At 57.6% G+C, this 24093-nt stretch carries 23 protein-coding genes; 6 read left to right on the top strand and 17 right to left on the bottom strand.

The genetic code is table 11. The annotated features are described in order from the left end of the window. Window positions 1-68: 68 nt before the first annotated feature. From GS636_RS10845 to GS636_RS10820, 6 genes are all read right to left on the bottom strand, one after another. Complete coding sequence (locus tag GS636_RS10845; RefSeq protein WP_171669470.1) at window positions 69-479, bottom strand: F0F1 ATP synthase subunit epsilon; 411 nt, start codon at window positions 477-479, stop codon at window positions 69-71. 12 nt (window positions 480-491) lie between these two features. After that, window positions 492-1916: a F0F1 ATP synthase subunit beta gene (gene atpD, locus GS636_RS10840; RefSeq protein ID WP_171091734.1), complete on the bottom strand. Its 1425-nt coding sequence runs from the start codon at window positions 1914-1916 to the stop codon at window positions 492-494. 18 nt (window positions 1917-1934) lie between these two features. Further along, a complete protein-coding gene (locus GS636_RS10835) occupies window positions 1935-2813 on the bottom strand; it encodes a F0F1 ATP synthase subunit gamma (RefSeq protein WP_171186434.1) in 879 nt (292 codons plus the stop codon). Window positions 2814-2825: 12 nt separating this feature from the next. Further along, entirely contained in the window at window positions 2826-4364 is a 1539-nt protein-coding gene (atpA, locus tag GS636_RS10830; RefSeq protein WP_171091738.1) for a F0F1 ATP synthase subunit alpha, read from the bottom strand. Next, window positions 4365-4925, bottom strand: coding sequence for a F0F1 ATP synthase subunit delta (locus tag GS636_RS10825; protein ID WP_171669469.1), 561 nt, complete (start codon window positions 4923-4925; stop codon window positions 4365-4367). Between the two features lie 302 nt (window positions 4926-5227). Continuing rightward, on the bottom strand, window positions 5228-5962 hold the full coding sequence (locus GS636_RS10820; RefSeq protein ID WP_171669468.1) for a class I SAM-dependent methyltransferase: 735 nt from the start codon (window positions 5960-5962) through the stop codon (window positions 5228-5230). 61 nt (window positions 5963-6023) lie between these two features. Between GS636_RS10820 and gloB the strand changes: the two genes are divergently transcribed. The 3 genes from gloB (at window position 6024) to GS636_RS10805 (ending at window position 10316) form a co-directional block, all read left to right on the top strand. After that, the gene (gene gloB / locus GS636_RS10815; protein WP_171669467.1) at window positions 6024-6791 is read left to right on the top strand and encodes a hydroxyacylglutathione hydrolase; all 768 of its coding nucleotides are present in this window, start codon (window positions 6024-6026) and stop codon (window positions 6789-6791) included. A 174-nt stretch (window positions 6792-6965) separates the two neighbouring features. Continuing rightward, window positions 6966-9290 carry an ATP-dependent Clp protease ATP-binding subunit ClpA gene (gene clpA, locus GS636_RS10810; RefSeq protein WP_171669466.1) on the top strand — a complete coding sequence of 775 codons (2325 nt, stop codon included), beginning with the start codon at window positions 6966-6968 and terminating at the stop codon, window positions 9288-9290. A 138-nt stretch (window positions 9291-9428) separates the two neighbouring features. Next, window positions 9429-10316 carry a YHYH protein gene (locus GS636_RS10805; RefSeq protein ID WP_171669465.1) on the top strand — a complete coding sequence of 296 codons (888 nt, stop codon included), beginning with the start codon at window positions 9429-9431 and terminating at the stop codon, window positions 10314-10316. Window positions 10317-10334: 18 nt separating this feature from the next. Here the strand turns inward: GS636_RS10805 and GS636_RS10800 are convergent, their stop codons facing one another. From GS636_RS10800 to GS636_RS10785, 4 genes are all read right to left on the bottom strand, one after another. Next, a complete protein-coding gene (locus GS636_RS10800) occupies window positions 10335-10991 on the bottom strand; it encodes a phosphotransferase (RefSeq protein WP_171669464.1) in 657 nt (218 codons plus the stop codon). A 111-nt stretch (window positions 10992-11102) separates the two neighbouring features. Continuing rightward, entirely contained in the window at window positions 11103-12845 is a 1743-nt protein-coding gene (locus GS636_RS10795; RefSeq protein ID WP_171669463.1) for a peptidoglycan -binding protein, read from the bottom strand. A gap of 3 nt (window positions 12846-12848) precedes the next feature. Next, a complete protein-coding gene (locus GS636_RS10790; protein WP_171669462.1) occupies window positions 12849-14027 on the bottom strand; it encodes a biopolymer transporter ExbB in 1179 nt (392 codons plus the stop codon). A 69-nt stretch (window positions 14028-14096) separates the two neighbouring features. Then, window positions 14097-14627 carry a gamma-glutamylcyclotransferase gene (locus tag GS636_RS10785; RefSeq protein ID WP_171669461.1) on the bottom strand — a complete coding sequence of 177 codons (531 nt, stop codon included), beginning with the start codon at window positions 14625-14627 and terminating at the stop codon, window positions 14097-14099. 67 nt (window positions 14628-14694) lie between these two features. Between GS636_RS10785 and GS636_RS10780 the strand changes: the two genes are divergently transcribed. Then, window positions 14695-15696, top strand: coding sequence for a DUF2125 domain-containing protein (locus tag GS636_RS10780; RefSeq protein WP_171669460.1), 1002 nt, complete (start codon window positions 14695-14697; stop codon window positions 15694-15696). Here GS636_RS10780 and GS636_RS10775 read toward each other — a convergent pair. The 4 genes from GS636_RS10775 to GS636_RS10760 form a co-directional block, all read right to left on the bottom strand. Beyond that, complete coding sequence (locus tag GS636_RS10775; RefSeq protein WP_171669459.1) at window positions 15693-16496, bottom strand: extensin family protein; 804 nt, start codon at window positions 16494-16496, stop codon at window positions 15693-15695. The genes GS636_RS10780 and GS636_RS10775 overlap by 4 nt on opposite strands. Continuing rightward, entirely contained in the window at window positions 16493-17413 is a 921-nt protein-coding gene (locus GS636_RS10770) for a prephenate/arogenate dehydrogenase family protein (RefSeq protein WP_171669458.1), read from the bottom strand. Before GS636_RS10770 ends, GS636_RS10775 begins: the two co-directional genes overlap by 4 nt. Further along, window positions 17410-18495: a histidinol-phosphate transaminase gene (gene hisC / locus GS636_RS10765; protein WP_171669457.1), complete on the bottom strand. Its 1086-nt coding sequence runs from the start codon at window positions 18493-18495 to the stop codon at window positions 17410-17412. The genes GS636_RS10770 and hisC overlap by 4 nt, the downstream gene beginning before the upstream one ends. A gap of 65 nt (window positions 18496-18560) precedes the next feature. Continuing rightward, window positions 18561-19976, bottom strand: coding sequence for an aminotransferase class V-fold PLP-dependent enzyme (locus GS636_RS10760; protein WP_171669456.1), 1416 nt, complete (start codon window positions 19974-19976; stop codon window positions 18561-18563). A 102-nt stretch (window positions 19977-20078) separates the two neighbouring features. On the opposite strand from GS636_RS10760, the gene GS636_RS10755 reads away from it, so the two are divergent. Beyond that, window positions 20079-20540: an Lrp/AsnC family transcriptional regulator gene (locus GS636_RS10755; RefSeq protein WP_171091768.1), complete on the top strand. Its 462-nt coding sequence runs from the start codon at window positions 20079-20081 to the stop codon at window positions 20538-20540. A gap of 3 nt (window positions 20541-20543) precedes the next feature. Here the strand turns inward: GS636_RS10755 and GS636_RS10750 are convergent, their stop codons facing one another. After that, window positions 20544-21368 carry an SDR family oxidoreductase gene (locus GS636_RS10750; RefSeq protein WP_171669455.1) on the bottom strand — a complete coding sequence of 275 codons (825 nt, stop codon included), beginning with the start codon at window positions 21366-21368 and terminating at the stop codon, window positions 20544-20546. 146 nt (window positions 21369-21514) lie between these two features. On the opposite strand from GS636_RS10750, the gene GS636_RS10745 reads away from it, so the two are divergent. Next, window positions 21515-22417 (top strand): AraC family transcriptional regulator, encoded by a 903-nt coding sequence (locus tag GS636_RS10745; protein ID WP_171669454.1) that lies wholly within the window; start codon window positions 21515-21517, stop codon window positions 22415-22417. 51 nt (window positions 22418-22468) lie between these two features. On the opposite strand, the gene rpsD is transcribed toward GS636_RS10745, so the two are convergent. Both rpsD and GS636_RS10735 read right to left on the bottom strand, forming a co-directional pair. Beyond that, window positions 22469-23089, bottom strand: coding sequence for a 30S ribosomal protein S4 (gene rpsD, locus GS636_RS10740; protein ID WP_171091779.1), 621 nt, complete (start codon window positions 23087-23089; stop codon window positions 22469-22471). 242 nt (window positions 23090-23331) lie between these two features. After that, complete coding sequence (locus GS636_RS10735; protein WP_171669453.1) at window positions 23332-23796, bottom strand: hypothetical protein; 465 nt, start codon at window positions 23794-23796, stop codon at window positions 23332-23334. Window positions 23797-24093: the final 297 nt, after the last annotated feature.

Below are 24093 nucleotides of genomic sequence, written 5' to 3'. Positions count from 1 at the left end.
GGCAAAAGCACGACAAAAAAACGGCCCCGCAAATGCGAGGCCGTTCAAATCTTTGACTATAGAGCCGATTACAGGCTCATATGCGTCCCAAGCGCTTCCATATCGGCCAGAAGCTTGGCGGCATCGTCGACGATGGTCTGATCATCGCCACCCTTGGCCGCCTCATGCGAGGCGCGGGCGTCTTCGATCATCTCGTCCAGATGCGCGCGGGTCACTTCTGACACCGGAATGGCCTTTTCGGCCAGAACCGAAAGGCTGTCGCCGTTGATCTGGGCAAACCCGCCGGTGACCAGGTATTCGCTGGACCCTTCGGGTGCCTCAACCTTCAGCAGACCGGGGCGCAGCGTGGTGATGGTAGGGGCATGATCGGGCATCGCCGTCATGTCCCCGTCCGCGCCGGGAATCTGGACCGCCGTCGCGCTGAGCGAAGCAAGGCTCCGCTCGGGGCTGACGAGGTCGAATTGCATCGTGTTTGCCATCAGGGATACTCCTTAGGCGGCTTCTGCGGCCATCTTCTCGGCTTTGGCGATCACTTCTTCGATACCGCCAACCATCAGGAAGGCCGCTTCGGGCAGGTGATCGTATTCGCCAGCAACAACCGCTTTGAACGACGCGATGGTGACATCCAGAGGAACCTGAACGCCGGGCGAACCGGTGAAGACTTCGGCCACGTCGAAAGGCTGCGACAGGAAGCGTTCGATCTTACGGGCACGGGCCACGGTCAGTTTGTCTTCTTCCGACAGTTCGTCCATGCCGAGGATGGCGATGATGTCCTGCAGCGACTTGTAGCGCTGGAGGATCTGCTGAACGTCGGTCGCAACCGCGTAGTGCTCTTCACCAACGATGGCCGGGTCGAGAAGACGCGAGGTCGAGTCGAGCGGGTCAACCGCAGGGTAAATACCCTTTTCCGAGATCGCACGGTTCAGAACGGTGGTCGCGTCCAAGTGAGCGAACGAGGTTGCTGGCGCAGGGTCGGTAAGGTCGTCCGCAGGCACGTAGATCGCCTGCACCGAGGTGATCGAGCCCGATTTGGTCGAGGTGATGCGTTCCTGCAGCGCGCCCATGTCGGTCGCCAATGTCGGCTGGTAGCCCACCGCCGAAGGAATACGACCCAGCAGAGCCGAAACCTCGGAACCCGCCTGTGTGAAGCGGAAAATGTTGTCGACGAAGAACAAAACGTCGGTACCGGACTGGTCACGGAACTGCTCGGCCAGGGTCAGACCGGTCAGAGCAACACGTGCACGCGCACCCGGAGGTTCGTTCATCTGACCGTATACCAGGGCCACTTGGCTTTCCGACAGGTTGTCCGGCTTGATAACGTTCGATTCGATCATCTCGTGATACAGGTCGTTCCCTTCACGGGTCCGTTCACCAACACCCGCGAACACCGAGAAGCCCGAGTGCACTTTTGCGATGTTGTTGATCAGTTCCATGATCAGAACGGTTTTACCAACGCCGGCGCCGCCGAACAGGCCGATCTTACCGCCTTTGGCGTATGGGGCCAGCAAGTCAACAACCTTGATGCCGGTCACCAGAACTTCCGATTCAGTCGACTGTTCGTCGAAGGTCGGTGCAGGCTGGTGGATCGCGCGGGCCTCAGATGCTTCAACCGGGCCCTTCTCGTCGATCGGCTCGCCGACAACGTTCAGGATACGGCCCAGGGTGGCGTTACCAACCGGAACCGAGATCGGCGCGCCGGTGTCGGTTACTTCCTCGCCGCGGACCAGACCTTCGGTCGCGTCCATCGCGATGGTACGTACGGTGTTTTCACCCAGGTGCTGAGCAACTTCCAACACCAGGCGCTTGCCGTTGTTGGTGGTTTCCAGCGCGTTCAGAATTTCAGGCAGCGCGTCATCGAACTGCACGTCGACGACGGCCCCGATGATCTGTGTGACTTTGCCTTTTGCATTCGCCATGTTTCGTCTCCGGTTTTCTTACAGCGCTTCGGCGCCGGAAATAATTTCAATCAGCTCGTTGGTGATCACGGCCTGACGCGAGCGGTTGAACTGGATCGTCAGCTTGTCGATCATCTCACCCGCGTTGCGTGTCGCGTTGTCCATCGCGGACATCCGTGCACCCTGTTCAGACGCTCCGTTTTCGAGCAGAGCCGAGAAGATCGCGGTCGCAACCCCCTTGGGCAGCAAGTCGGCCAGGATGGCCTCTTCGCTGGGCTCGTAGTCGAAAATTGCACCGCTGTCGTCACCCGCCGCTTCGTCTTCGAACGACGCGGGAATGACTTGCTGTGCCGTCGGGATCTGGGTCACAACGTTGACGAACTTCGAGTAGAAGATCGTGGCAACGTCGAACTCACCCCCGTCGAAACGAGACAGGATCTCCTTCGCGATGTCTTGCGCGTTGGAATAACCCAGACGCTTGACCTCGCTCAGATCCACATGTCCGACGAACAGATCGCCCAAGTCACGCTTGAGCGCGTCGCGGCCTTTTTTGCCGACGGTCAGAACTTTGACCGTCTTGCCTTTGCCGCGCAGCTCTTCCGCTTTGGCGCGGGCAAGCTTGGCGATGTTCGCGTTGAAGCCGCCACACAGGCCGCGTTCAGCTGTCATCACAACCAGCAGATGGACATCATCACTGCCCGTACCACGGAGCAGCTTGGGGGCGCTGTCGCTGCCCCCGACCGAAGCCGCCAGCCCCGCCATCACGGCATTGAACCGTTCGGCATAGGGGCGCGAGGCTTCGGCAGATTCCTGGGCGCGGCGCAGTTTTGCAGCCGCGACCATCTGCATGGCCTTAGTGATCTTGCGGGTCGATTTGACCGACTCGATCCTGTTTTTAAGGTCCTTCAGACTAGGCATCGGAACCTCCTATCAAGCGAAGGTTGCGGCGTATTCGTCGATCGCTGCCTTGATCTTGTCGGACGCATCACCTTTGATCTTCGGATCTTCGTCGGTGAGCCACTTCAGCAGGTCCGCATGTTTGCCACGCAGGTGTGCCAGAAGACCGGCTTCATAGCGGCCAACATCCGAGACTTCGATCTTGTCGAGGTAACCGTTGGTACCTGCGAAGATGACGCAGACGATTTCCGCGTTGGTCAGCGGCGAGTACTGGGGCTGTTTCATCAGCTCGGTCAGACGCGCACCACGGTTCAGCAGCTGCTGAGTTGCGGCGTCGAGGTCCGAACCAAACTGGGCAAAGGCCGCCATTTCGCGGTACTGAGCCAGTTCCAGCTTAACCGGGCCAGCAACCGATTTCATCGCGTTGGTCTGGGCCGACGAACCCACACGAGAAACCGACAGACCGGTGTTCACAGCAGGACGGATGCCCTGATAGAACAGTTCGGTTTCAAGGAAGATCTGACCGTCGGTGATCGAGATCACGTTGGTCGGAATAAACGCCGAAACGTCACCACCCTGAGTTTCGATAACCGGCAGAGCAGTCAGCGAGCCTGCGCCGAAATCTTCGTTCAGCTTCGCCGAACGTTCCAGCAGGCGCGAGTGGAGGTAGAAAACGTCACCCGGATACGCTTCACGTCCGGGCGGACGACGCAGCAGCAGGGACATCTGACGATAGGACACAGCCTGCTTCGACAGGTCATCATAGATGATCAGCGCGTGGCGGCCGTTGTCACGGAAGTATTCAGCCATCGCGGTCGCGGCGTAAGGTGCCAGGAACTGCATCGGTGCCGGGTCGGACGCGGTCGCGGCCACAACGATCGAATATTCAATCGCGCCGGACTCTTCCAGTTTCTTCACCAGCTGCGCAACGGTCGAACGCTTCTGACCAATCGCGACATAAACGCAGTACAGTTTCTTCGACTCGTCGTCGCCTGCTGCGTCGTTGTAAACTTTCTGGTTCAGGATGGTGTCCAGAGCAACGGCGGTTTTACCAGTCTGACGGTCACCAATGATCAGTTCCCGCTGGCCACGGCCAATCGGGATCATCGCGTCAACTGATTTCAGACCGGTTGCCATCGGCTCGTGCACCGATTTACGCGGGATGATGCCGGGGGCTTTGACGTCTGCAACGCCACGCTTGGACGCGTTGATCGGACCTTTTCCGTCCAGCGGGTTGCCCAGACCGTCAACAACGCGACCCAGCAGCTCGTCACCAATCGGAACGTCCACGATCGAGTTGGTGCGCTTAACAGTGTCACCTTCTTTGATGTCACGGTCAGAACCGAAGATAACGACACCAACGTTGTCGCTTTCCAGGTTCAGGGCCATGCCCATGATGCCACCGGGGAATTCGACCATCTCACCCGCTTGCACGTTGTCCAGGCCGTATACACGGGCAATCCCGTCACCGACGCTCAGCACGCGGCCGATTTCGGCCACTTCGGCTTCCTGACCAAAATTCTTGATCTGGTCCTTCAGGATTGCAGAAATCTCTGCAGCTTGGATTCCCATTTATCCGACCTCTTTCATTGCATTCTGTAGGGAGTTCAGCTTCGAACGGATCGAGCTATCGATCATCTTCGAGCCCACTTTAACGACAAGACCGCCGATGAGGCTTTCATCCACGGTCGCATTGATAGTCACGGTCTTGCCCACACGCTCGGACAGCGTCTTGGACAGTTTTTCCAGTTGTGTTTTGGTCAGCGCCTTGGCCGAGGCAACATCGGCCGTCACTTCGCCACGCTCGTCAGCCAGCATGTCGCGCAGAACCTGAACCAGCTGCGGCACAACAAACAGGCGGCGCTTCTGCGCCATCAGGCCCAGCGTATTCCGCAGAATCGCGTTCAGACCCATTTTGTCGGCAATAGCGATGATTGCACCTTCCTGCTCGGCGCGGGAAACCAGCGGCGAGGCGATCAGGTCGCGCAACTCTGCGCTGTCGCCCAGTGCTGCTGCAAGATCATTGATGCCAGATTCCAGACCTGCGAGGTCTTTGTTCTCTTTTGCGATCTCGAAGATCGCCGTAGCATAGCGCTCGGCAATGCCCGTGGAAATCGAAGCTGGTTCGGACACGTCCACCCTTCCGATATTTGAGGCCCCGAATTCGCGTGCGGCAGCTACCCGGGGGCGTGAAGAAACCCCGTCCATAAAGGGCGGGGATCAAAATCACCGGGGATGTAGCAGAGGTGTTCGAACCAAGCAATACGCTATAGCGGTAACATATTTATCCACAAAACGTTACTTTTCATGCACTTAGCTCAAGTGCGACCGTTTGAACCCGTTGGCTCAGTTGAAAAATGTTACGAATATGCAGGTTTTTGCGATTCCTGTGACTTTTTTCCCGCATTATTGCCGCGTCGGAAAGCCCGTGATTGTCACGCAGGCTTCAACAAGCCGTCCAGTGCCTTAATCGGCTTTTTGACTGCATCTTTGGTCACGCTTCCGCTGGGGGGGCGTATGTGCTTGCTGACCTCAACCATCAGCACACCGCCTGCCATCACAGTGGGAATTCTTTGTCCGGTTTTTTCGATCAAACTTCCGGATTTCAGCCAAAAGCGGCGGAACGAAGGTGGCCGGTACAACGCCGAACAGTGCGCCTCGGGCAGAAAGTGATGCGCCTTAAGCTGGTTTTCCAGCTGCGTGGCTGTGTAAGGACGCCCAAAGCCAAACGGCGTTTTGTCAGTGCGTGACCACAGACCACCCCGGTTGGGAACGATGAACACGGCCCGACCTCCGGGTCCCAAAACACGCCAACATTCATCCAGCAACTGGTTCGGCCTCTCTGACGTTTCCAGCCCATGCATCACAACAAGCTTGTCCACATGGCCGGTTTCAACTGGCCAAAGCGTTTCTTCGGTCAGAACAGAGACATTCGGCATCCCCGCAGGCCAGGGCATTACGCCCTGAGGTCCAGGCATCAGCCCAATGACGCGGCGCGCATCTGCCAGGTACGGGCGCAACAACGGCACAGCAAAGCCGAATCCGGCCACTGTCTGCCCCTTGGCTTCGGGCCAAAGTTCAATCAGGCGCCCGCGAATGGCCGCCTGCGCTGCACGCCCCAGCGTGCTGCGGTAGTAAAAGTTCCTCAGATCCTGCACATCAAGATGCATTGCGGACATCCGGTCAATCGGCTTAGCTGGGCGCAGTCTAGCAATGAAAGGGCAAAAAGCCATGCCTCTTGAGATCGTTACAATCCCATGCCTGAGCGACAATTACGCCTTTCTGGCCCACGACGCCGCAAGTGGCCAAACCGCGCTAATTGACGCCCCCGAGGCCGCACCGATTTTAAAGGCGCTGGAGGCGCGTGGATGGACCTTATCTCATGTGCTGCTGACCCATCATCACTGGGATCACGTCGATGGGCTGGCAGGCATTCTGGAAAAACACCCTGCACAGGTTATAGGAGCCGCGGCGGATGCCCATCGCTTACCACCACTGGATCTACAGATGACCGAGGGCGACAGCTTTGAAATCGGAGGGGAACCAGTTCAGGTTCTGGATGTATCCGGCCACACTGTGGGGCATGTCGCATACTACATGCCTCAAAGTGCCGCGGTATTCACCGCCGACAGTCTCATGGCGCTGGGCTGTGGGCGTCTGTTCGAGGGAACACCGGAGCAGATGTGGGATTCTTTGAGCAAACTGGCCGCCCTGCCCGATGACACGCTGGTATGTTCGGGGCACGAATATACACAATCCAACGCCAAATTCGCCATTGCCGTCGATCCTGAAAACCCTGACCTAAAGGCGCGCATCGCTGACATTGACCGGGCGCGAGCAGCCGGAGAGGCCACGGTTCCGTCGATTCTGGCATTGGAAAAGGCCACAAACCCGTTCCTGAGGGCGGCTGACCCAGCGATTCAAGCCCATTTAGGCATGACAGGCGCGAGGCCCGAGGCCGTATTTGCGGAGATCCGGGGTAGAAAAGACCGGTTCTGATGCCTATTTGACCCTCTTCACGGCCACGGTCACAACAAATGTGACTGTCAAGTGAAAGAAAACCCTTGAAGCCGGACGCCGATCAACCAAACTCTAATAGTATGAGGACATGGTTGGGATGGGGTTCCGGCCGCAAGCCCGCCCCCTTCTGACCCAAGACAGAGGAGCACCCGCGTGCCTTCATTCTCGAGCACACTGGAACAAGCCATCCACGCGGCCTTGGCGGCTGCGAATGAACGGCGTCATGAATTTGCAACGCTAGAGCATCTGCTGCTGGCGCTTCTGGAAGAACCCGATGCGGTGCGCGTCATGAAAGCGTGCAGCGTCGATCTGAACGATTTGCGCAGCACTCTGGTGGAATTCATTGACGAGGATCTTTCGAATCTAGTCACGGATATCGACGGATCAGAAGCCGTTCCAACGGCCGCGTTCCAACGCGTGATTCAACGCGCTGCGATCCATGTACAAAGCTCGGGCCGGACCGAAGTGACCGGCGCCAACGTACTGGTCGCCATTTTCGCCGAACGCGAAAGCAATGCCGCCTATTTCCTGCAAGAACAGGACATGACCCGCTACGACGCGGTCAATTTCATCGCCCATGGCGTGGCCAAGGACCCTGCTTATGGCGAAAGCCGCTCGGTTTCGGGCGCAGATCAGGTGGAAGAAGACGCTCAGACAACATCTGGCGAGGCCGAGCAGAAAGAAAGCGCGCTTGGGAAATACTGCGTCGACCTGAACGCGAAATCCCGCGCAGGGGACGTTGATCCGCTGATCGGACGCTCGGCAGAGGTAGAACGCTGTATCCAAGTGCTGTGCCGCCGCCGCAAGAACAACCCTCTGTTGGTTGGCGATCCGGGCGTGGGTAAAACCGCCATCGCCGAAGGTCTTGCGCACAAAATCGTGGCAGGAGAGGCACCTGATGTTCTTGCCAACACCACGATCTACTCACTGGACATGGGCGCGCTGCTGGCCGGAACCCGCTATCGCGGTGATTTCGAAGAACGGTTAAAGGCCGTTGTCACCGAGCTGGAAGATCATCCCGACGCGGTTCTGTTCATTGACGAGATCCACACCGTGATTGGTGCAGGTGCAACATCAGGCGGGGCGATGGATGCCTCGAACCTGCTGAAGCCTGCGCTTCAGGGTGGCAAGCTGCGCACCATGGGATCGACTACGTACAAGGAATTCCGTCAACACTTCGAAAAAGACCGCGCGCTGAGCCGACGGTTCCAGAAGATCGACGTGAATGAGCCTTCGGTGGAAGACAGCGTGAAAATCCTGCGGGGTCTGAAGCCTTATTTTGAAGAGCATCACGCGATCAAATACACCGCTGACGCAATCAAAACCGCGGTGGAATTGTCGGCGCGTTACATCAATGACCGCAAGCTGCCGGACAAGGCGATCGACGTGATCGATGAAGCCGGTGCCGCACAACATCTGCTGGCGGAAAGTAAACGTCGCAAGACCATTGGCGTGAAAGAGATCGAGGCCGTTGTTGCCAAAATCGCCCGTATCCCGCCAAAGAACGTCACCAAAGACGATGCTGAAGTGTTGAAGGACCTAGAAGCTTCGCTGAAGCGCGTGGTCTTTGGTCAGGATTTGGCCATCGAGGCCTTGTCCAGCGCGATCAAACTGGCTCGTGCCGGTTTGCGCGAACCTGAGAAACCCATCGGCAACTACCTGTTCGCGGGTCCGACCGGTGTGGGTAAGACCGAGGTTGCGAAGCAGCTGGCGGATACGCTGGGTGTTGAACTGCTGCGCTTTGACATGTCGGAATACATGGAGAAACACGCAGTCAGCCGCTTGATTGGTGCACCTCCGGGCTATGTCGGGTTCGATCAGGGTGGTCTTCTGACCGACGGTGTCGACCAGCATCCACATTGTGTATTGCTGCTGGATGAGATCGAGAAAGCACACCCGGATGTATTCAACATCCTGTTGCAAGTCATGGACCATGGCGAGCTGACGGATCACAACGGACGCACGGTGAACTTCCGCAACGTGGTGCTGATCATGACCTCGAACGCGGGCGCGCAGGAACAGGCCAAGGCAGCCATCGGTTTTGGTCGCGACCGTCGCGAAGGCGAAGACACCGCAGCGATCGAACGCATGTTCACGCCGGAATTCCGCAACCGTCTGGATGCAGTGATCTCGTTCGCACCGCTGCCGAAAGAGGTCATCTTGCAAGTGGTCGAGAAGTTCGTCTTGCAGCTTGAGGCTCAATTGCTGGATCGCGGCGTGACTATTGATCTGACACCCAAAGCCGCCGAATGGCTGGCCGACAAAGGGTACGACGACAAGATGGGTGCGCGTCCGCTGGGCCGTGTCATTCAGGAACACATCAAGAAACCTCTGGCCGAAGAGCTGTTGTTTGGCAAGCTGGCCAAGGGTGGCGTGGTTCGTGTCTCGGTCAAAAAGGGCGATCTGGATCTGGAGATTCTGGGACCGGATCAGCCGCGCATCCCCGGTGACAAGCCTCCGCTGCTGACGGCAGATTGACCCGAAAACAAAGTGTTTAAAAAGCCCGGCGATCCAAATCGTCGGGCTTTTTTCTGTTTGTTCCCTTAAAGTTCGACGGAACTTCGGTCTTGCTGCGTGAAACTCTCAATAACGAACGCAAAATGCAGGGTTTGGTTCATGAACAAGATTTCAGTTTTTTGGGGCGCTGCCTTTGCGCTGTCTGCAGTAGCGGCAATTGCAACAGCACAACACAGGTTCCGCTATCACGACGAGACGGCAACTGAACCTCTCCGATTGGTATCTGCAACTGTTGATCCCGGGGAAAACATTGCCTCGGTGAAAGAGAAAGGCGGCAAGATCAAAGTGACAGGCAACGGAATTCCTGATCATCTGGTTGGCCAGTTTCCGAACCGGGGCAATCCACACCAAATTGAAACGCAGAAGGTCAAGCTCAAGCTTCCGGCGAACCCTACTGCCAATGGAACCTTCACGCCCCTGCGCATGGGGTGGAATTTTGGCGTCTCTCTCAACGGGGTCGTGTTCGACCCACTGGCTGCCGAGTTCTGGCATGGTGACCCGGGATCGGGCTGGTCCTACAACGCGTTGGGCGGTGCTATTGCGCTGGGTTTGGATGCAAATTACGCACATGTTCAGCCGAACGGAAAGTACCACTATCACGGTGTGCCGACCGGGCTGATCGAACTGTTGGGATGGTCCCCCTCAGATCATTCACCCCTGATAGGATATGCCGCTGATGGTTTTCCGATCTATGCGATGACTGGAAAAATCGATGGCAAAGTTACTGAAATGAAATCGTCCTATCGCCTGAAGTCCGGAAACAGGCCCGGAGGTTCCCAGCCAAACGGGCGATACGACGGCACGTTCAACGAAGACTATACCTATGTTCAGGGTCACGGCAATTTGGACCAATGCAACGGCGCTTTCACCGTGTCAGCCGAGTATCCCAGCGGAACCTATGCCTATTTCCTGACCGAGGATTATCCTGTGGTGCCTCGGTGTTTCATGGGCACACCGGATCAAAACTTTAAGTTTGGACGACAGTAACGCGAACTGTCGCATCCGTCACCGAATACGCGGGTGACTGTTTCGCACCGCCACAGGATATGGCACCGGCAGCGCTTTTGGTTTCCTGCCCCGCGCCGCAACGTAAGCAGACAGCACACTATAGGCGTAGTATAAGCCCATACCGCCCTGTGCCAGAGATGACAGGGTCGCAATACACAGGTCGCGGGCTTTGCGAAGCCGACCGGCTTTGGTGGGCGTAAAATACTCAAAATCGATGAAGCGAATTTGACGCCCGTCCCAGCACATATCCCGAAACGCCGGGCGCCCATGGGTCAGATCCATCGCATGCAGCCTTGCCAGCGCCTGACCAGCAGCACGACAGGCTCTGAGTTTTTCAGTTCTGGTAACTGATTTGTCAGCGCAAACCTTTGTCAAGCTGGCTCCGGCGTCTTGGACAGCGAAGTATCCTTTGCCTTCAGCCACGATTCTGGGGACCGGTGCACCGTAGTTCCACAGGAACCGGTGAGAAGATCGGTCTCTGTCGAAGGCTTGTTCGGGTTTGCCCTTCACCAGCCAGAGATGGGGCGCGAAGCGTTCGATGCGTTTCAGCCAAAATCTGTTTCCTTGTGGGGTTTGGCACAAGGCTACGCGCTGATAAGGGGCTCGCAGGGCGTTACGGACCGCTAAGTGTACATCTGTCGCCTTGTTTGTCACGCACAACTCCAATCAACCTATGGTTTGATATAGGGTTCATGCGCCATTTTTCATCGGCCAAAAGATGAAATCCCGTTAAGACAGGCCCGTCTAAGTCACGGATTGGCCGGATTACCGCTCGGTCAGTTTTAGTTCGATCCGGCGGTTCTGCGCGCGGGCTTCGGGTGTGTCAGCTGGATTGACCGGCTGAAACTCACCAAACCCATTGGCGGCCAAACGGTTTGGAGGGATGCCCAGCGCGTCGACCATGTAACGTACCACCGAAAGCGCACGACCCTGGCTGAGCTCCCAGTTGTCGCGGTATCGGCCACTGCCAGCAAGCGGGACGTTGTCGGTGTGGCCATCAACGCGGATCACCCAATTCAATCCGGTCGGAATCTCAGCCGCAACGCTGCGCAGGATGTTTGCGACTTTGGCAACTTCTTGCCGTCCTTCGGTGGACAGCACGGCCGAACCCGTCGGGAACAGAACTTCGGACGAGAAGACAAACCGATCGCCTTCGATCCTTACGCCTTCCTGATCTCCAAGGACATCCCGCAGACGACCGAAGAATTCCGAACGATAGCGTTGAAGGTCTTCTGCCTGCGCTGCCAGTTCTTCATTCTGACCGGCCAGTGCTTCGGCTTCGGCCTCAAGGCGCAGGCGTTCGGCTTCTTCCAACAGGCGGCGGCGGCGTTCTTCAGATGCGGCACGGGCCAGCGCCGCGTTGAGATCCTGCCCCAAAGTTTGGATCTGAATCTCTGCGGCCTCATTCCGCTCTTCAAAATCATCCAGCAGGGCCTGTAACGACCCCAACTGCCCGCGCAGGGCGGCGATTTGTTGGTTCAACAAGGCCGCCTCGCGCTGTGCCTCGGCCGAGATTTCTTTTTCATCAGACAATGTCGACTCGGCCAATGCCAGAAGAGCCTGACGTTGTTCAGCCAGAGTGCGTTGTTCGTCAGCATCAGCTTGCGCTTGCGTCTGCGCCTGCAACGCGGCTTCAAGCTGAGCCTTCAACGCGTCCGGATCCAGATCGCCGAACCTGCGCTGCAACTCGGCCTGCGCAGCTTGAGCGGCGGCCAGCAGGGTCAGTGTGTCTTCGGCCTCTTGGCGTTGCGCTTCCAATGCAAGGGTCATGGCTGTCAGCTCAGCATCCGCGTCTTGCAGCCGATTTCGCAACGCCTCAGCGGCGGCAGCTTCGGCCAGGCGGGCGGCTTCTTCATCACTCAATTGCTGTTCAAGCGCCGTGATTTGCGCTGAACGTTCCTCACCGCTTTGTTCCAGATCCGCGACCAAAGCTTCCAGCGCTTCGCGACGCGCAGCAGCCAGCCGGGCGGCTTCGGTCTGCGCATCAATTTCTTCACGGCTTTCGGCCAGAGCGAGGTTCAATGCCTCCTGCTCGGACAGCAATTGCTCGCGCTGCGTCTCAAGCGCCGCAATATTATCCAGCGCCTGTTCCTGTTCAGCCAGCAAAGCAGCAACCCGTGCTTCGAAATCGGTGATCCGCGTCTGAGCTTGGTCTAGCGCTGCGGCCTGCCGGTCGCGTTCGGTGGTCAGCGATGCGATCAGCGATTGCGCTTGGGCCAAATCGTCCTCGGCCTGCGACAAGGTTGTGTTGAGCGCCCCGAGGCGGGCCTGCAGACGGCTGTTCTCACGCTCTTCCAAACCCAGAGCACCAGCAAGCGCCGCAACTTCGTCGGCCAACGTGGTCAGTTCGTCTTCCTGACCCGAGATGGTTTCGCGCAGAACAAACTGGATCACCATGAAGATGGTCAGGACAAAGGTCAGCACCATCAACAGCCCCGTCATCGCATCCACGAATCCGGGCCAGACCGAGCCCTGGAACCGTTGACCGGTGCGGCGGGACAGGGCCATGGATTATTCTCCTTCCGGCGTGGTACGCACCGCACCGCGCGGCAGAGTCAGGGCCTTGACTAAAAGTTCGATGTCCTTGCGGAACTCGTTCATGCTTTCCTGTCGACCCGCTGAAATCTCTTCGAGAATCCGCAGCAATTGCACATCCATCGAACGCAAGCGCATCCGGCTTTCGGCATCGATGCCTTCACCTGCGCCGTGATCGCGCATGTGATCCAAAAGCGCATCCTGCCCAAGGGCTACGCGCTCCAAAGCCGAAGTGACACTTTCGCTATTGGCTTGGCGATTATTCATCTCACCGATCACATCAACCAGTTGCCCAAGCTTGGCGGACACCTGCGCCCTCTCGCTTTCCTGAGCGGAAAACAGATCCTGCAACGCGTCCATCTGTTCGGACATGGCATCCAGAACAGGTGTCAGCACGGCGATCTCGGCACCGCCTTCTTCGCCGCTGGCAAATCCAACGCGGGTGATCGATGACAACCATTCCTCAAGCTCGCGGTAAAATCGGTTTTGCCCATGACCCGCGAAGACTTCCAACAGACCAACGATCAAAGACCCGGCCAGACCCAGCAGCGACGATCCGAACGCCACGCCCATGCCCTGCAACTGCGCCTCAAGCCCGGTCATCAGTCGGTTGAAGACGGCCAGACCTTCTTCGCCCTCCTGCGGGTTCAGGCTGCGGATGGTGTCGACAATGGCTGGAACGGTCGTTGCCAACCCGAAGAACGTGCCCAAAAGACCCAAGTAGATCAGGACGTTGGTGATATAGCGGGTAATTTCCCGCTCTTCCTCGACCCGTTCAGCCACGGAATCCAGAATGGATCTGGTCGAAGTAGAACTGATCTGAGACCGGGCACCCCGTTCGCGCAGAAGTGACGCCAAGGGGGCCAGCAGTTGCGGTGTGCGGGCGTCTTCGCGTACCACGCCACCGACAAAAGCCTCGATCCAGCGGACGGACCCAATCAGCTGTGTCACTTGATAAAAACACGCAAAAACGCCGATCAGGAAGACCAGCAGGATGAATCCGTTCAGATACGGGTTGGCGAAGAATACCGGCAGCACGTAAGGCAGCGCCAGAAATACACCCAGCCCGGACAGGCCGATTGCCATCAACATCAACAAGATTTGTCGTGTTGGATGCGAGAAATGGGGTCTCGCGCCCTGATGTGCCTGCGCCATGCGCGTGGTTCCCGGTCTTTGCCTGCTCTGCGGCGAATCTAGCGAAATTCCGCGGGTGACGCCAAGAGTTTATGCGGTGATGCTGCGCACCCGTTGCGCCAACCACTCAAGATCGGGGTCGCGCAGACCGATCTCGGCCAGATGTTCGGCGGTATTGTACAAGTATTCGTCGTTGGGACCGCGCCCACCAATCGCGTGGGCGATAATCTGGGCCTGTTCCTCTAACGGCATCCCACCACAATACTGTACGTGGTCGGCATCGATCACATAGGTGACGGCATTGACGATGTCTCCGGTTTCCAGATGCACATCCAGCTTCCGCTCGACATAGGCCGACGAAATCAACTCTCGTTCGCGCAACTCGTGCAGGGTGCGGTCTTCGTGACCAGCCTCAACCGCCAGGGCCAGACCCGTGCAATTTGCGTTTGCCTGCTCGTCCAGCGCCAGCACCAGACCCGGATTTTCTTCGGTCCCGCGATGGTGGATGGAACTCATGCAGAAGGACCGGGCAAAACCGTGCAACGTTGCGCGTTCGCTGCGCGCCACCGGAAAGCCCGGATTCCACAGCAGCGATCCATATCCGAATACCCACATCGTCATTGCACTGGTCCTTGCCTGTTTCGGCCTATAAACATCAAATCCGAGGCAGGAAAAAGGGCCAAAGCTCATGCGTCGTCTATTACGAGTGTTCATCTTTATCGCCGTTCTGTGGAGCGCATATTGGTTCATTGCCGGATATGGGTTGCGCAATGCCATCACCGGTTGGTTTGATCAGCAGCAAGAGCTGGGCTGGCAAGCGGACTTCTCGGACGCTGCCACGGCGGGTTATCCGACCCACCACACGACACGGTTGAACAATCCAGCCCTTGCCGACCCAGTAACGGGCACCGCCTGGAGCGCAGATTGGGTTGAATTTGAAAGCCCCGCGATCTGGCCCGGACGTCAGATCCTGCGCTTTGCCGATACACCGCAGCGCCTGTCTTACTTTGACCAGACCGCAACGATCGAGGCAGACGCGCTGCAGGCGCACTTGCAATTGCGGCCCGGCGTTGCGCTGGTTTTGGAAAAAATGGCACTGACAGCAGGCCCCTGGTCCATCACCGAGAACGCGCAGGCGTTGGCCGCAGGCGGAACGCTGGAACTGCTGATGGAACAAACCGCAACGCCCGAGGCTTATAGCATGGTTGTTCGCGTGGATGGCTTCACGCCCGGTGATGACCTGCGCAACCTTATGGAAACCGCCACTTCGCTGCCGCAGTCCTTCGATACGCTGGAATTGGATATGGTGGCAGCATTCGACAAGCCCTGGGACCGGTCTGCGCTGGAACAGGGTCGTCCTCAGCCGGTCAGGATCGATCTAAAGCTCGCCGAGGCCAAGTGGGGTGGGCTCAGGTTGTTTGCGACCGGTGCACTGGATGTGGATGCGCAAGGAATCCCAACAGGAGAGATAGCGGTCAAAGCGGAAAATTGGCGGGACATGATCGCCATGGCAAATGCAGCGGGTGCCCTGCCGGATCAGGCCGTCGATCCGGTTACGCGCGCGCTCAACTTTATGGCTGGGCTAGGTGGGAACCCGAATGCACTGGACTTGCAGTTAAACTTCCGCGACGGGTTTGTGGCACTTGGGCCTTTGCCCTTGGGACCTGCCCCTCGCCTGATCCTGCGTTAGCGACAGTAAGGTCCGCTGCGGTAGCGGGCCGTGTCCAGATGGAAATGATCCCGGTGATAGCGATCTGAATTCGGCCCCAGAACGGTGCCAAACGGCCCGCATGCGCCGCGCCAGATTTTTTTGAGTTGTTTCTGCGAGGGGTTCTTGCGCCAACCGTTTAGAACGGTCACCACCTCTCCATCTGCCATTTTGAACCCAGATATATCGATCGCGCGCCCCTTGCCATGTTCAGATATCCGCGCGCCTTTTCGATTGTTACGCGTCCGACAGGCGTAATGGGCAGCCACTTGCAATTCGATCACAGGGCCACGACGTTTGAAGGTAGGCTTGACAGTTTTGTCGACCCATTTGTTCAGCGCTATCGCGGTGCCGCAGTCCATTGTCGAAGGACGGCTGAGCACGACGCCCGAGACCGACGTGATCTGCACCGCATCTTTAACGCCACAAGCTGAGCTCTTACTACCGACCCGACCCACGGGTTTGCCCTGAATGGCGATGTCGCCACAAACCGAGCTTTTCCGCAGCTTGCGCTTTTTGAACAGCACCTCTTGTTCCAGCCATTTGGGGCGCATCAAGGGTCTGAGCGGCACATCCGACGGGCGTATTGCGGCGGCTGTGACCTGCGGCGCGATCGGGCGAGGCATCGGCCGCACAGCGGGTTGAGAAGCGGCTGTCAATGCGGTCTGGTCCGACGCCGGGCGCGTCAAAGGCACAAGGGATTGTTCCAAAGGCGCAGCCTGTGACGTCATAGCCGCAGCGGCCAAAACCCCGATCAGAACGTGCCTCCAGCCTAGCTTCATGAACCCGCTTTCCCTCGTCCGAAGTCCGGAGCATCCGTGTCCTGCCCCGCATCGATGATGCCGCGACGAATAGCACGGGTGCGGGTGAAGTAGTCAAACAAATGCTCTCCGTCGCCGGTCCGGATGGCCCGTTGCAGCGCAAACAGCTCTTCGGTGAAGCGGCCCAGAATTTCCAGCGTCGCATCCTTGTTGGACAGGAAAACATCCCGCCACATGGTCGGGTCGGATGCTGCGATGCGGGTGAAGTCCCGGAAACCGGCAGCCGAATATTTAATGACTTCGCTGTCGGTTACGCGTCGCAGATCGTCCGCCACGCCAACCATTGTATAGGCAATCAGGTGCGGCGCATGAGAGGTCACGGCCAACACCAGATCATGGTGACCTGCATCCATTTCATCGACGTTTGACCCCATGCCTTCCCACAACGCACGTAGGCGGGCAATCGCCTCGGGGTCCGAGTTCTCGACCGGGACCAGCAGGCACCAGCGGTTGTCAAACAGTTCTGCAAAACCAGATTCCGGGCCGGAGTGTTCGGTCCCTGCCAACGGGTGTGCCGGGATAAAATGCACGGCTTCGGGGATGTGCGGCTGCACAGCGTCGATCACGTGGCGCTTGACCGATCCGACATCCGATACTGTCGCGCCGGGTTTCAAAACGGGTGCAATCTCTTCTGCGACAGCCTCCATCGCCCCGACCGGGACACAGAGTACAACCAGATCGGCGCCCTCAACGGCTTCTTGCACGGTATCGCACACGCGGTCGCAAAGTCCGATCCTGCGCGCAGTGTCTCGCGTGGCCTCGGACCGGGCATAGCCTGTGACTTCACCGGCCAGCCCTGCCCTTTTGATGGCCCAGAACATGGACGAAGCAATCAGGCCCAGCCCGATCAGCGCAACACGGTCGTAAATCTGGCTCATGCTGCGCCCTTCTTAAATGCAGTGATCGCCGCAACCACTCGGCGGCAGGCTTCTTCGTCGCCGACGGTGATCCGCAAAGCGTTCGGAAGGTTGTAGCCCGCAACCCGGCGGACAATCAAACCTTGGGTTTTCAGGTACTCGTCGCAGGCTTCTGCCTCGTCCTGATCAGCAAACCGTGCAAGGATGAAATTAGTGCAGGACGGGTCAGAGGGCACGCCGATCTTGGCAAGTTCCTCTGCCAACCACACACGCAGACGCGCGTTCTCTGTCTGGCAAAAGGACAGAAACTCGACGTCGTTCACCGCAGCCTCTGCCGCTGCCAAAGCAGTGAGTGACAGGTTGAATGGCTGGCGCACCCGGTTCAGCACATCGATAATTGATTGGTGCGCATAGCCCCAGCCAACCCGCATTCCACCCAGCCCGTAAACTTTGGAAAAAGTCCGGGTCATGATGACATTCTCATAGGCGTCCACAAGCGATGCACCGCCGTCGAACCCATCCACAAACTCGGCATAGGCCCCGTCCAGAACCATCAGGCATGTGTCAGGCAGCCCCTGTGCAAGCCGTTCCAGTTCGTCATTCGAGATCATGTTCGAGGTCGGATTGCCCGGGTTGGTAACAAACACGATCCGCGTCTGCCCTGTCACTGCCGACAAAATGGCATCCACATCCACCTTGCGGTCACGTTCGGCCACCATGACCGGCGTCGCGCCCGCCATCCGGGCGATGATTGGGTACATCGAGAACCCGTGCTCGGTATAAATCACCTCATCCCCTGGCCCCGCATAGGCCTGAGCGATGAATTGCAGCACCTCGTCACTGCCGACACCGCAGATGATCCGCGCCGGATCCAGCCCGTGGCGTGCACCGATGGCCGCGCGCAGGCTTGCATGATCCGTGCTTGGATAGCGGTGCAAAGTTGCGGCGCTGTCGCGTACCGCCTCAATCGCCTTGGGGCTTGGCCCGAACGGGTTTTCGTTCGAGCTCAGCTTGATCACGTGCTCCACCCCGGCCACATGCGACTGGCCGCCCTGATACAGCGCGATGTCCATAATACCGGGTTGTGGGGTGATCTTGGTCATTGAGAGGCTCCGTTGAATGGGCCTCTCATACCTGTCTCAACGGGTTGAGAAAAGCGGCAATTCCATCATGCGGCTTTGAAGCGCGCGGTCGCCGGGTCTGCATCATAATACGGCGCAAATTCCTCGGTCCGGCGGGACAAGTCATTGACGCTGTCGATGATAAACTGAACCGTTTCCTCGCTCATCAGATACGAGAAATTCAGCCGCACCCAGCCGGGCTTCTTCATCTCTTCCCCCGCAGACAAGGCCGCGTGCAACGCTTCTGAGGCTTTACGATCAATACCCAGCAAGCGATGCGCATAAGGTCCCGCGCAGGCGCAGCCACCACGGGCCTGAATACCATAGATGTCGCTGAGCATCCGGGTGAACAGCTGCTGATGAACCGGCTGTCCAGCTTTGTCGCAAACAAGGAACGAGAAGATCGGCAGGCGATGCGGGTTATCGACCCCAAGCAACGTAAGGTGCGGGTTGTCCTGCCAACCTTCCAGAGCCATCTGGTTGAACTGCGCCTCGCGCTCGGCAATTTCCTTTGTTCCAACAACATCCTTCACGATGAACGCCAGCGCTGCACGGATGTCTCCGATCACATTCGGCGTTCCGGCCTCTTCCCGCGTTGACAGATCGGCGCTGTAATCGTGGCGCCAGGGTGATACAAAACTGACGGTGCCGCCACCGGGCCAGCTTGGGCAATCGCGCTGCACAGCAGTTTGGTTTACGACCAAAACACCCGATGCGCCCGGACCACCCGGGAACTTGTGCGGCGACACCACGATCGCATCCTTGCGCGCATCTGCTGGCCCCATATCCATCGGCAGATACGGCCCACCGCCGGCATAGTCCCACACGGCCAAAGCCCCATGTGCCTTGAGCACGCGCGTTACGGGATCAGGGTCAGTTATGATGCCGGTCACGTTGGACGCCGCTGAGAATGACCCGATTAACAGATCGGCATCCGCATGAGCCTCAAGAGCAGATTCCAGCGCTTGTAAATCCACACCCCCACTTTCGTCTTCAGGGATTTCGATGACCTGCGCCTTGCTCTCGCGCCATGGCAGAATGTTTGAATGGTGTTCGTAAGGTCCGATTAAAACAACCGGCTGGTCAGCCTCTTCCACTCCCATCAAACTGACCAACCGGTTGAGCCCCGCCGTGGCACCGGACCCGGTGAAGATCACCGCGTCTTCTCCCCTCGCACCAACAAGGCGGGCTATCTCATTGCGCGCCTCGCGACGCAGACGTGTCATGTAAGAACCGCAGTAGGAGGCCTCGGTATGGCTGTTCGCGTAGAACGGCAACACATGCTGCGCGACATAGTCTTCGACCTGCCGCAAGGCACGGCCCGAAGCGACGTAATCCGCATAGACAAGCGGTACGTCCCCAAGCAGACCCGGGATCAGAACATTTTCTCCGATTAGTCCATCGCGCAGGTTGGAATTGTGAGTGGTCGAACAAAGATCCGCACGAAATTTGGACAGGGTCATGGCATGGGCTCCTAACTGCCCAACCAATGTGATTTATTCGCACCGGGGAAACTTCACCTATCTTTGCGTAGATTTCGAAAATTTTGTGTCATATGATCAATTATGACTTCAAAATTAGATCAAATTGACACGCGCATTCTGAAAGAACTGCAAAAGGACGCCACCCTATCCCAACGGGAATTGGCAGATCGCGTTGGTCTTTCTCAAAATGCCTGCTGGCGGCGATTGAAGGCCCTCAACGAAGATGGCGTCCTGATTGGGTCCACCGCTCGTATCGCACGCGAGAAACTGGGGTTGAGCCTTGTGGTCTTTGTCATGCTGCGCACACGGCATCATTCGGCCGAATGGCTTCAGGCGTTTCGCAGCCATGTTCTGACAATCCCAGAAGTCGTGGATTTTCACCGCATTGGCGGCGACTACGATTACCAGTTGAAAGTCGTCACTGAAGATATGGCGTCTTACGACAAGGTCTACCAACGCCTGATCGAAAAGGTCGAACTGGACAGTGTGACCTCGTATTTTGCGATGGAAGCGATCGCCGAAGGGCGACCGCTGCCGATCTAGACCTCAGGCCAGCCCGAGCATCGTTTTCATACCACCGATGAAGGTTGCATCGTCCAGCGCCTTACGGTTGTCGAGGTATTCGACCGCATCTTCGCCCGCGCGATACCGCAAGGTGTCAGTCCCATCGGTCACCGCTTCCCAGATCACGTCGGCCACAACGCTGGGTGGTGAGGTGCGCGATGCCATCTCTTCAGAGCCCCAGGTGCCGAACAGGGCCTGAACCACCGGCTGGTATTCCGTCATACTTTCATCATTAACGAAATCAAACGAGCGGCCGCCGAAATCTGTGGCGATCAGCCCGGGCTCGACAATCTTGACCTTGATGCCAGCCGCAGCGAGTTCGTAGTGCAGCGACTCTGACAGACCTTCGACTGCGAACTTCGTGCCGTGATACAGCGCCCCAAGCGGGAAGGTGATCTGACCGCCGATGGAAGAAATGTTCACGATGCAGCCAGACCCGTTTGCCCGCATATGCGGCAATACCGCTTTGGTTACGGCCAGCAGACCGATGACGTTGGTGTCGAATTGCCGACGAATGCGGTCCATCGGGAACGCCTCCAACGGCCCGTAGGCCCCATACCCTGCATTGTTCAGCAGAACATCGATCTGACCGAACCTCGCGATCCCGTCTGCAACGGCCGTTGTGATTGAGGCTTCGTCGGTTACGTCCAGACGCGTAACCAGAACGTTTTCCATTTGCGATAGCTCGGTTTCCTTTTCCGGGCTGCGCATGGTGGCAATGACGTTCCAACCTTGCTTATGAAACAGTTGAGCCGTGACTTTGCCGATACCAGACGACGCGCCGGTGATGAGGATGGTCTGTGCCATGATCTTTCTCCGAAGTGATTAGCCTGCCCGAGACATATGCTGTTCTTCCATTCCGCGCCTGCCAAATTCTCCGCATTACTTGCCTAATTCTCCAGCTTTTCGGAATTCTACTGGCCGCCAAGTTTTCCGCTAAGTATACTGAGCACATGAGACAGACCAACCTGAGTCAATCCGAACTGATCACGGAAATCTGCAATTTTGTGGCAAAAGAAGCAGAAGACGCGCCGTTTTACCCGACTGCGCTCGAAGGCTTTGCGCTTCTGCACGACGTTAAAACCAAGTCCATCGACGCGCAGGTTTATGAACCTATTGTCTGCCTTGTTCTACAAGGACGGAAAGAAACACGAATTGGCAATCGGCTTGTCCATTTCGGAGCCGGGGACTCCCTGATCGTCAGCCATTCAGTTCCCGTCATGGCAGCCGTCACTGAAGCCAGCCGTCAGGCACCCTATGTCGGCCTCGTTCTTTCACTCGATCTGTCCACCTTGCGCAGCCTATATGATGAGGTCGGATCCACCCCCGGAAAAATTGAAGCGGCGCATAGCCTGGCTGCATCCCAAGCCTCACCCGATTTGATCGACGCTATGACCCGCCTGTTTCGCGCCAGCCAGAGCCCAACAGAGGCAAAGGTTCTGGCCCCGATGATCAGCCGTGAGATCCATTACAGGTTGCTACAGGCCGATCACGGCGGAATGCTGCGGCAAATGCTATGGCGCGACAGTGCAGCCAGCCGGATCGCGCGGGTCATTGATGTTATCCAGACGGATTTCAAAACCTCACTGCCCGTGTCCGAGCTTGCGCAAATTGCCGGCATGAGCGTTTCCGCCTTTCACACGCATTTCAAAGAGGTGACTGCCAGATCACCACTGCAATACCAAAAAGAACTCAGATTGCTGGAGGCGCGCCGCCTGCTGTCGCATGGATCGTTCAGTGTATCTCAAGCAGCCTTTGACGTGGGATATGAAAGCCCGACCCAATTCAGCCGCGAGTACTCCCGCAAGTTCGGTGTTTCTCCACGGCAAGACCTTAAAGCGCAAAGCGCGGCATAAAAAAAGGCCGCGCAACTTGCGCGGCCTCGAAATTCTTGGTGTCGGCGAAGATTAGTTCTTCGCGTAGAATTCGACGACCAGGTTCGGTTCCATCATCACCGGATAAGGCACATCGCTCAGGCCCGGTGCGCGAACGAAAGTCGCGGTCATTTTCGAGTGGTCAGCGTCGATGTAATCGGGCACGTCACGCTCGGCCAGAGCAGCAGCTTCCAAAACGATGGCCAGTTGCTTGGACTTGTCACGCACTTCGATCACGTCGCCTTCTTTGACGCGGTAGCTGGGGATGTTAACCCGCTTACCGTTCACTTTGACGTGGCCGTGGTTCACGAACTGACGTGCAGCAAAAACGGTCGGAACGAACTTGGCGCGGTAGACAACGGCGTCCAGGCGGCGCTCCAGCAGACCGATCAGGTTTTCACCGGTGTCGCCTTTGACACGCTCGGCTTCGGCATAAATGCGGCGGAACTGCTTCTCGGTCAGGTCGCCATAGTAGCCTTTCAGCTTCTGTTTGGCGCGCAGCTGCAGACCGAAGTCCGACAGTTTGCCCTTGCGGCGCTGGCCGTGCTGGCCGGGGCCGTATTCACGACGGTTGATCGGGGATTTCGGACGACCCCAGATGTTTTCGCCCATCCGGCGGTCGATTTTGTACTTGGCAGACGTGCGTTTGGTCACGGCTGATCTCCTTCGTTTTGAACGAAGCCCTAAAGGGCCACTATGAAGGGCGTTGTCCTCTTGAGGTTTCCCCCATGACAGGCATCCCCTTGCGGGGGCCACCAACACCAATGAAGCCGCGCTTATATCCGCAGAGTTCACAGAGTCAATAAGCGAAATCAGAAAGGGATGTAGCTAAGTGCAAACGCATCAAAAGAGTGCGGCCCGTAACCGGCCAGCGGAAAGCCGGGTGGCGATTGGGCTTAGGTCTGCCGCGATGCGGCCTGACGTGGAAAGCTTACAACTGTCGAGTCATAAGTAGGCTGAGCAAATGTTGATGCGGCGAAGTCATTTACTTCGCTGACCCAAAATGCCTGATCCCGTGGCGGACATCCGTCGACAAACACAAATGTCGGGTCAATTTCGCCCTCTTGTACGACCAGATCCGCTCTGAACCGCTGTGCACCGTTGGTCAACACGACTGAGCCGCACACGTCTCCGGTAACATCACGAACAACGGCAAACCGATCCTTTGTCACAGATGTGATCGCACCTGCACTGCCGGATCGCTCAATTGCCTGCTCGACGTCATTCGTCAGGAAAACGGCCTGACCCCGCCAGGACCACGCTGCTCCAACGACCAGAAACGCCCAAGGCGGCGCTTCGAGCTCATCAAGCTCTGTCTGCTTCCATGAAATGGCTATTTGACCGTTTGCACCGGCTCTCATCTGCCCACTCGCACTTTTTACCACCCCAACACTAATCCAACGCTTATCAGCACAAATTTCGGCGGAAAAGAGACAGAATTGCAGCATTCACGAGAATGTTGCATATGTGAATCACAACCCTGTGAAGTGCACCCAAAGTTTTGCTGCAGCGTCAAAGGCTTCATGACAATTTCCCTTTGCAAGCCGAATTGCATAGATGTTTCCAGCAAGTATCCAATTGATACTCGAGCCCCCCGAAAAACGCTGATCCACGCGCGCGGCAAGCGACATCACAAAAACCGAAGCGACCTACAAGAC

This window comes from Ruegeria sp. HKCCD4884 (assembly GCF_013110855.1).
Lineage (GTDB): Bacteria > Pseudomonadota > Alphaproteobacteria > Rhodobacterales > Rhodobacteraceae > Ruegeria.
The sequence above is the reverse complement of the archived record's forward strand: the minus strand, read 5'-3'. Positions and strand labels throughout refer to the sequence as shown.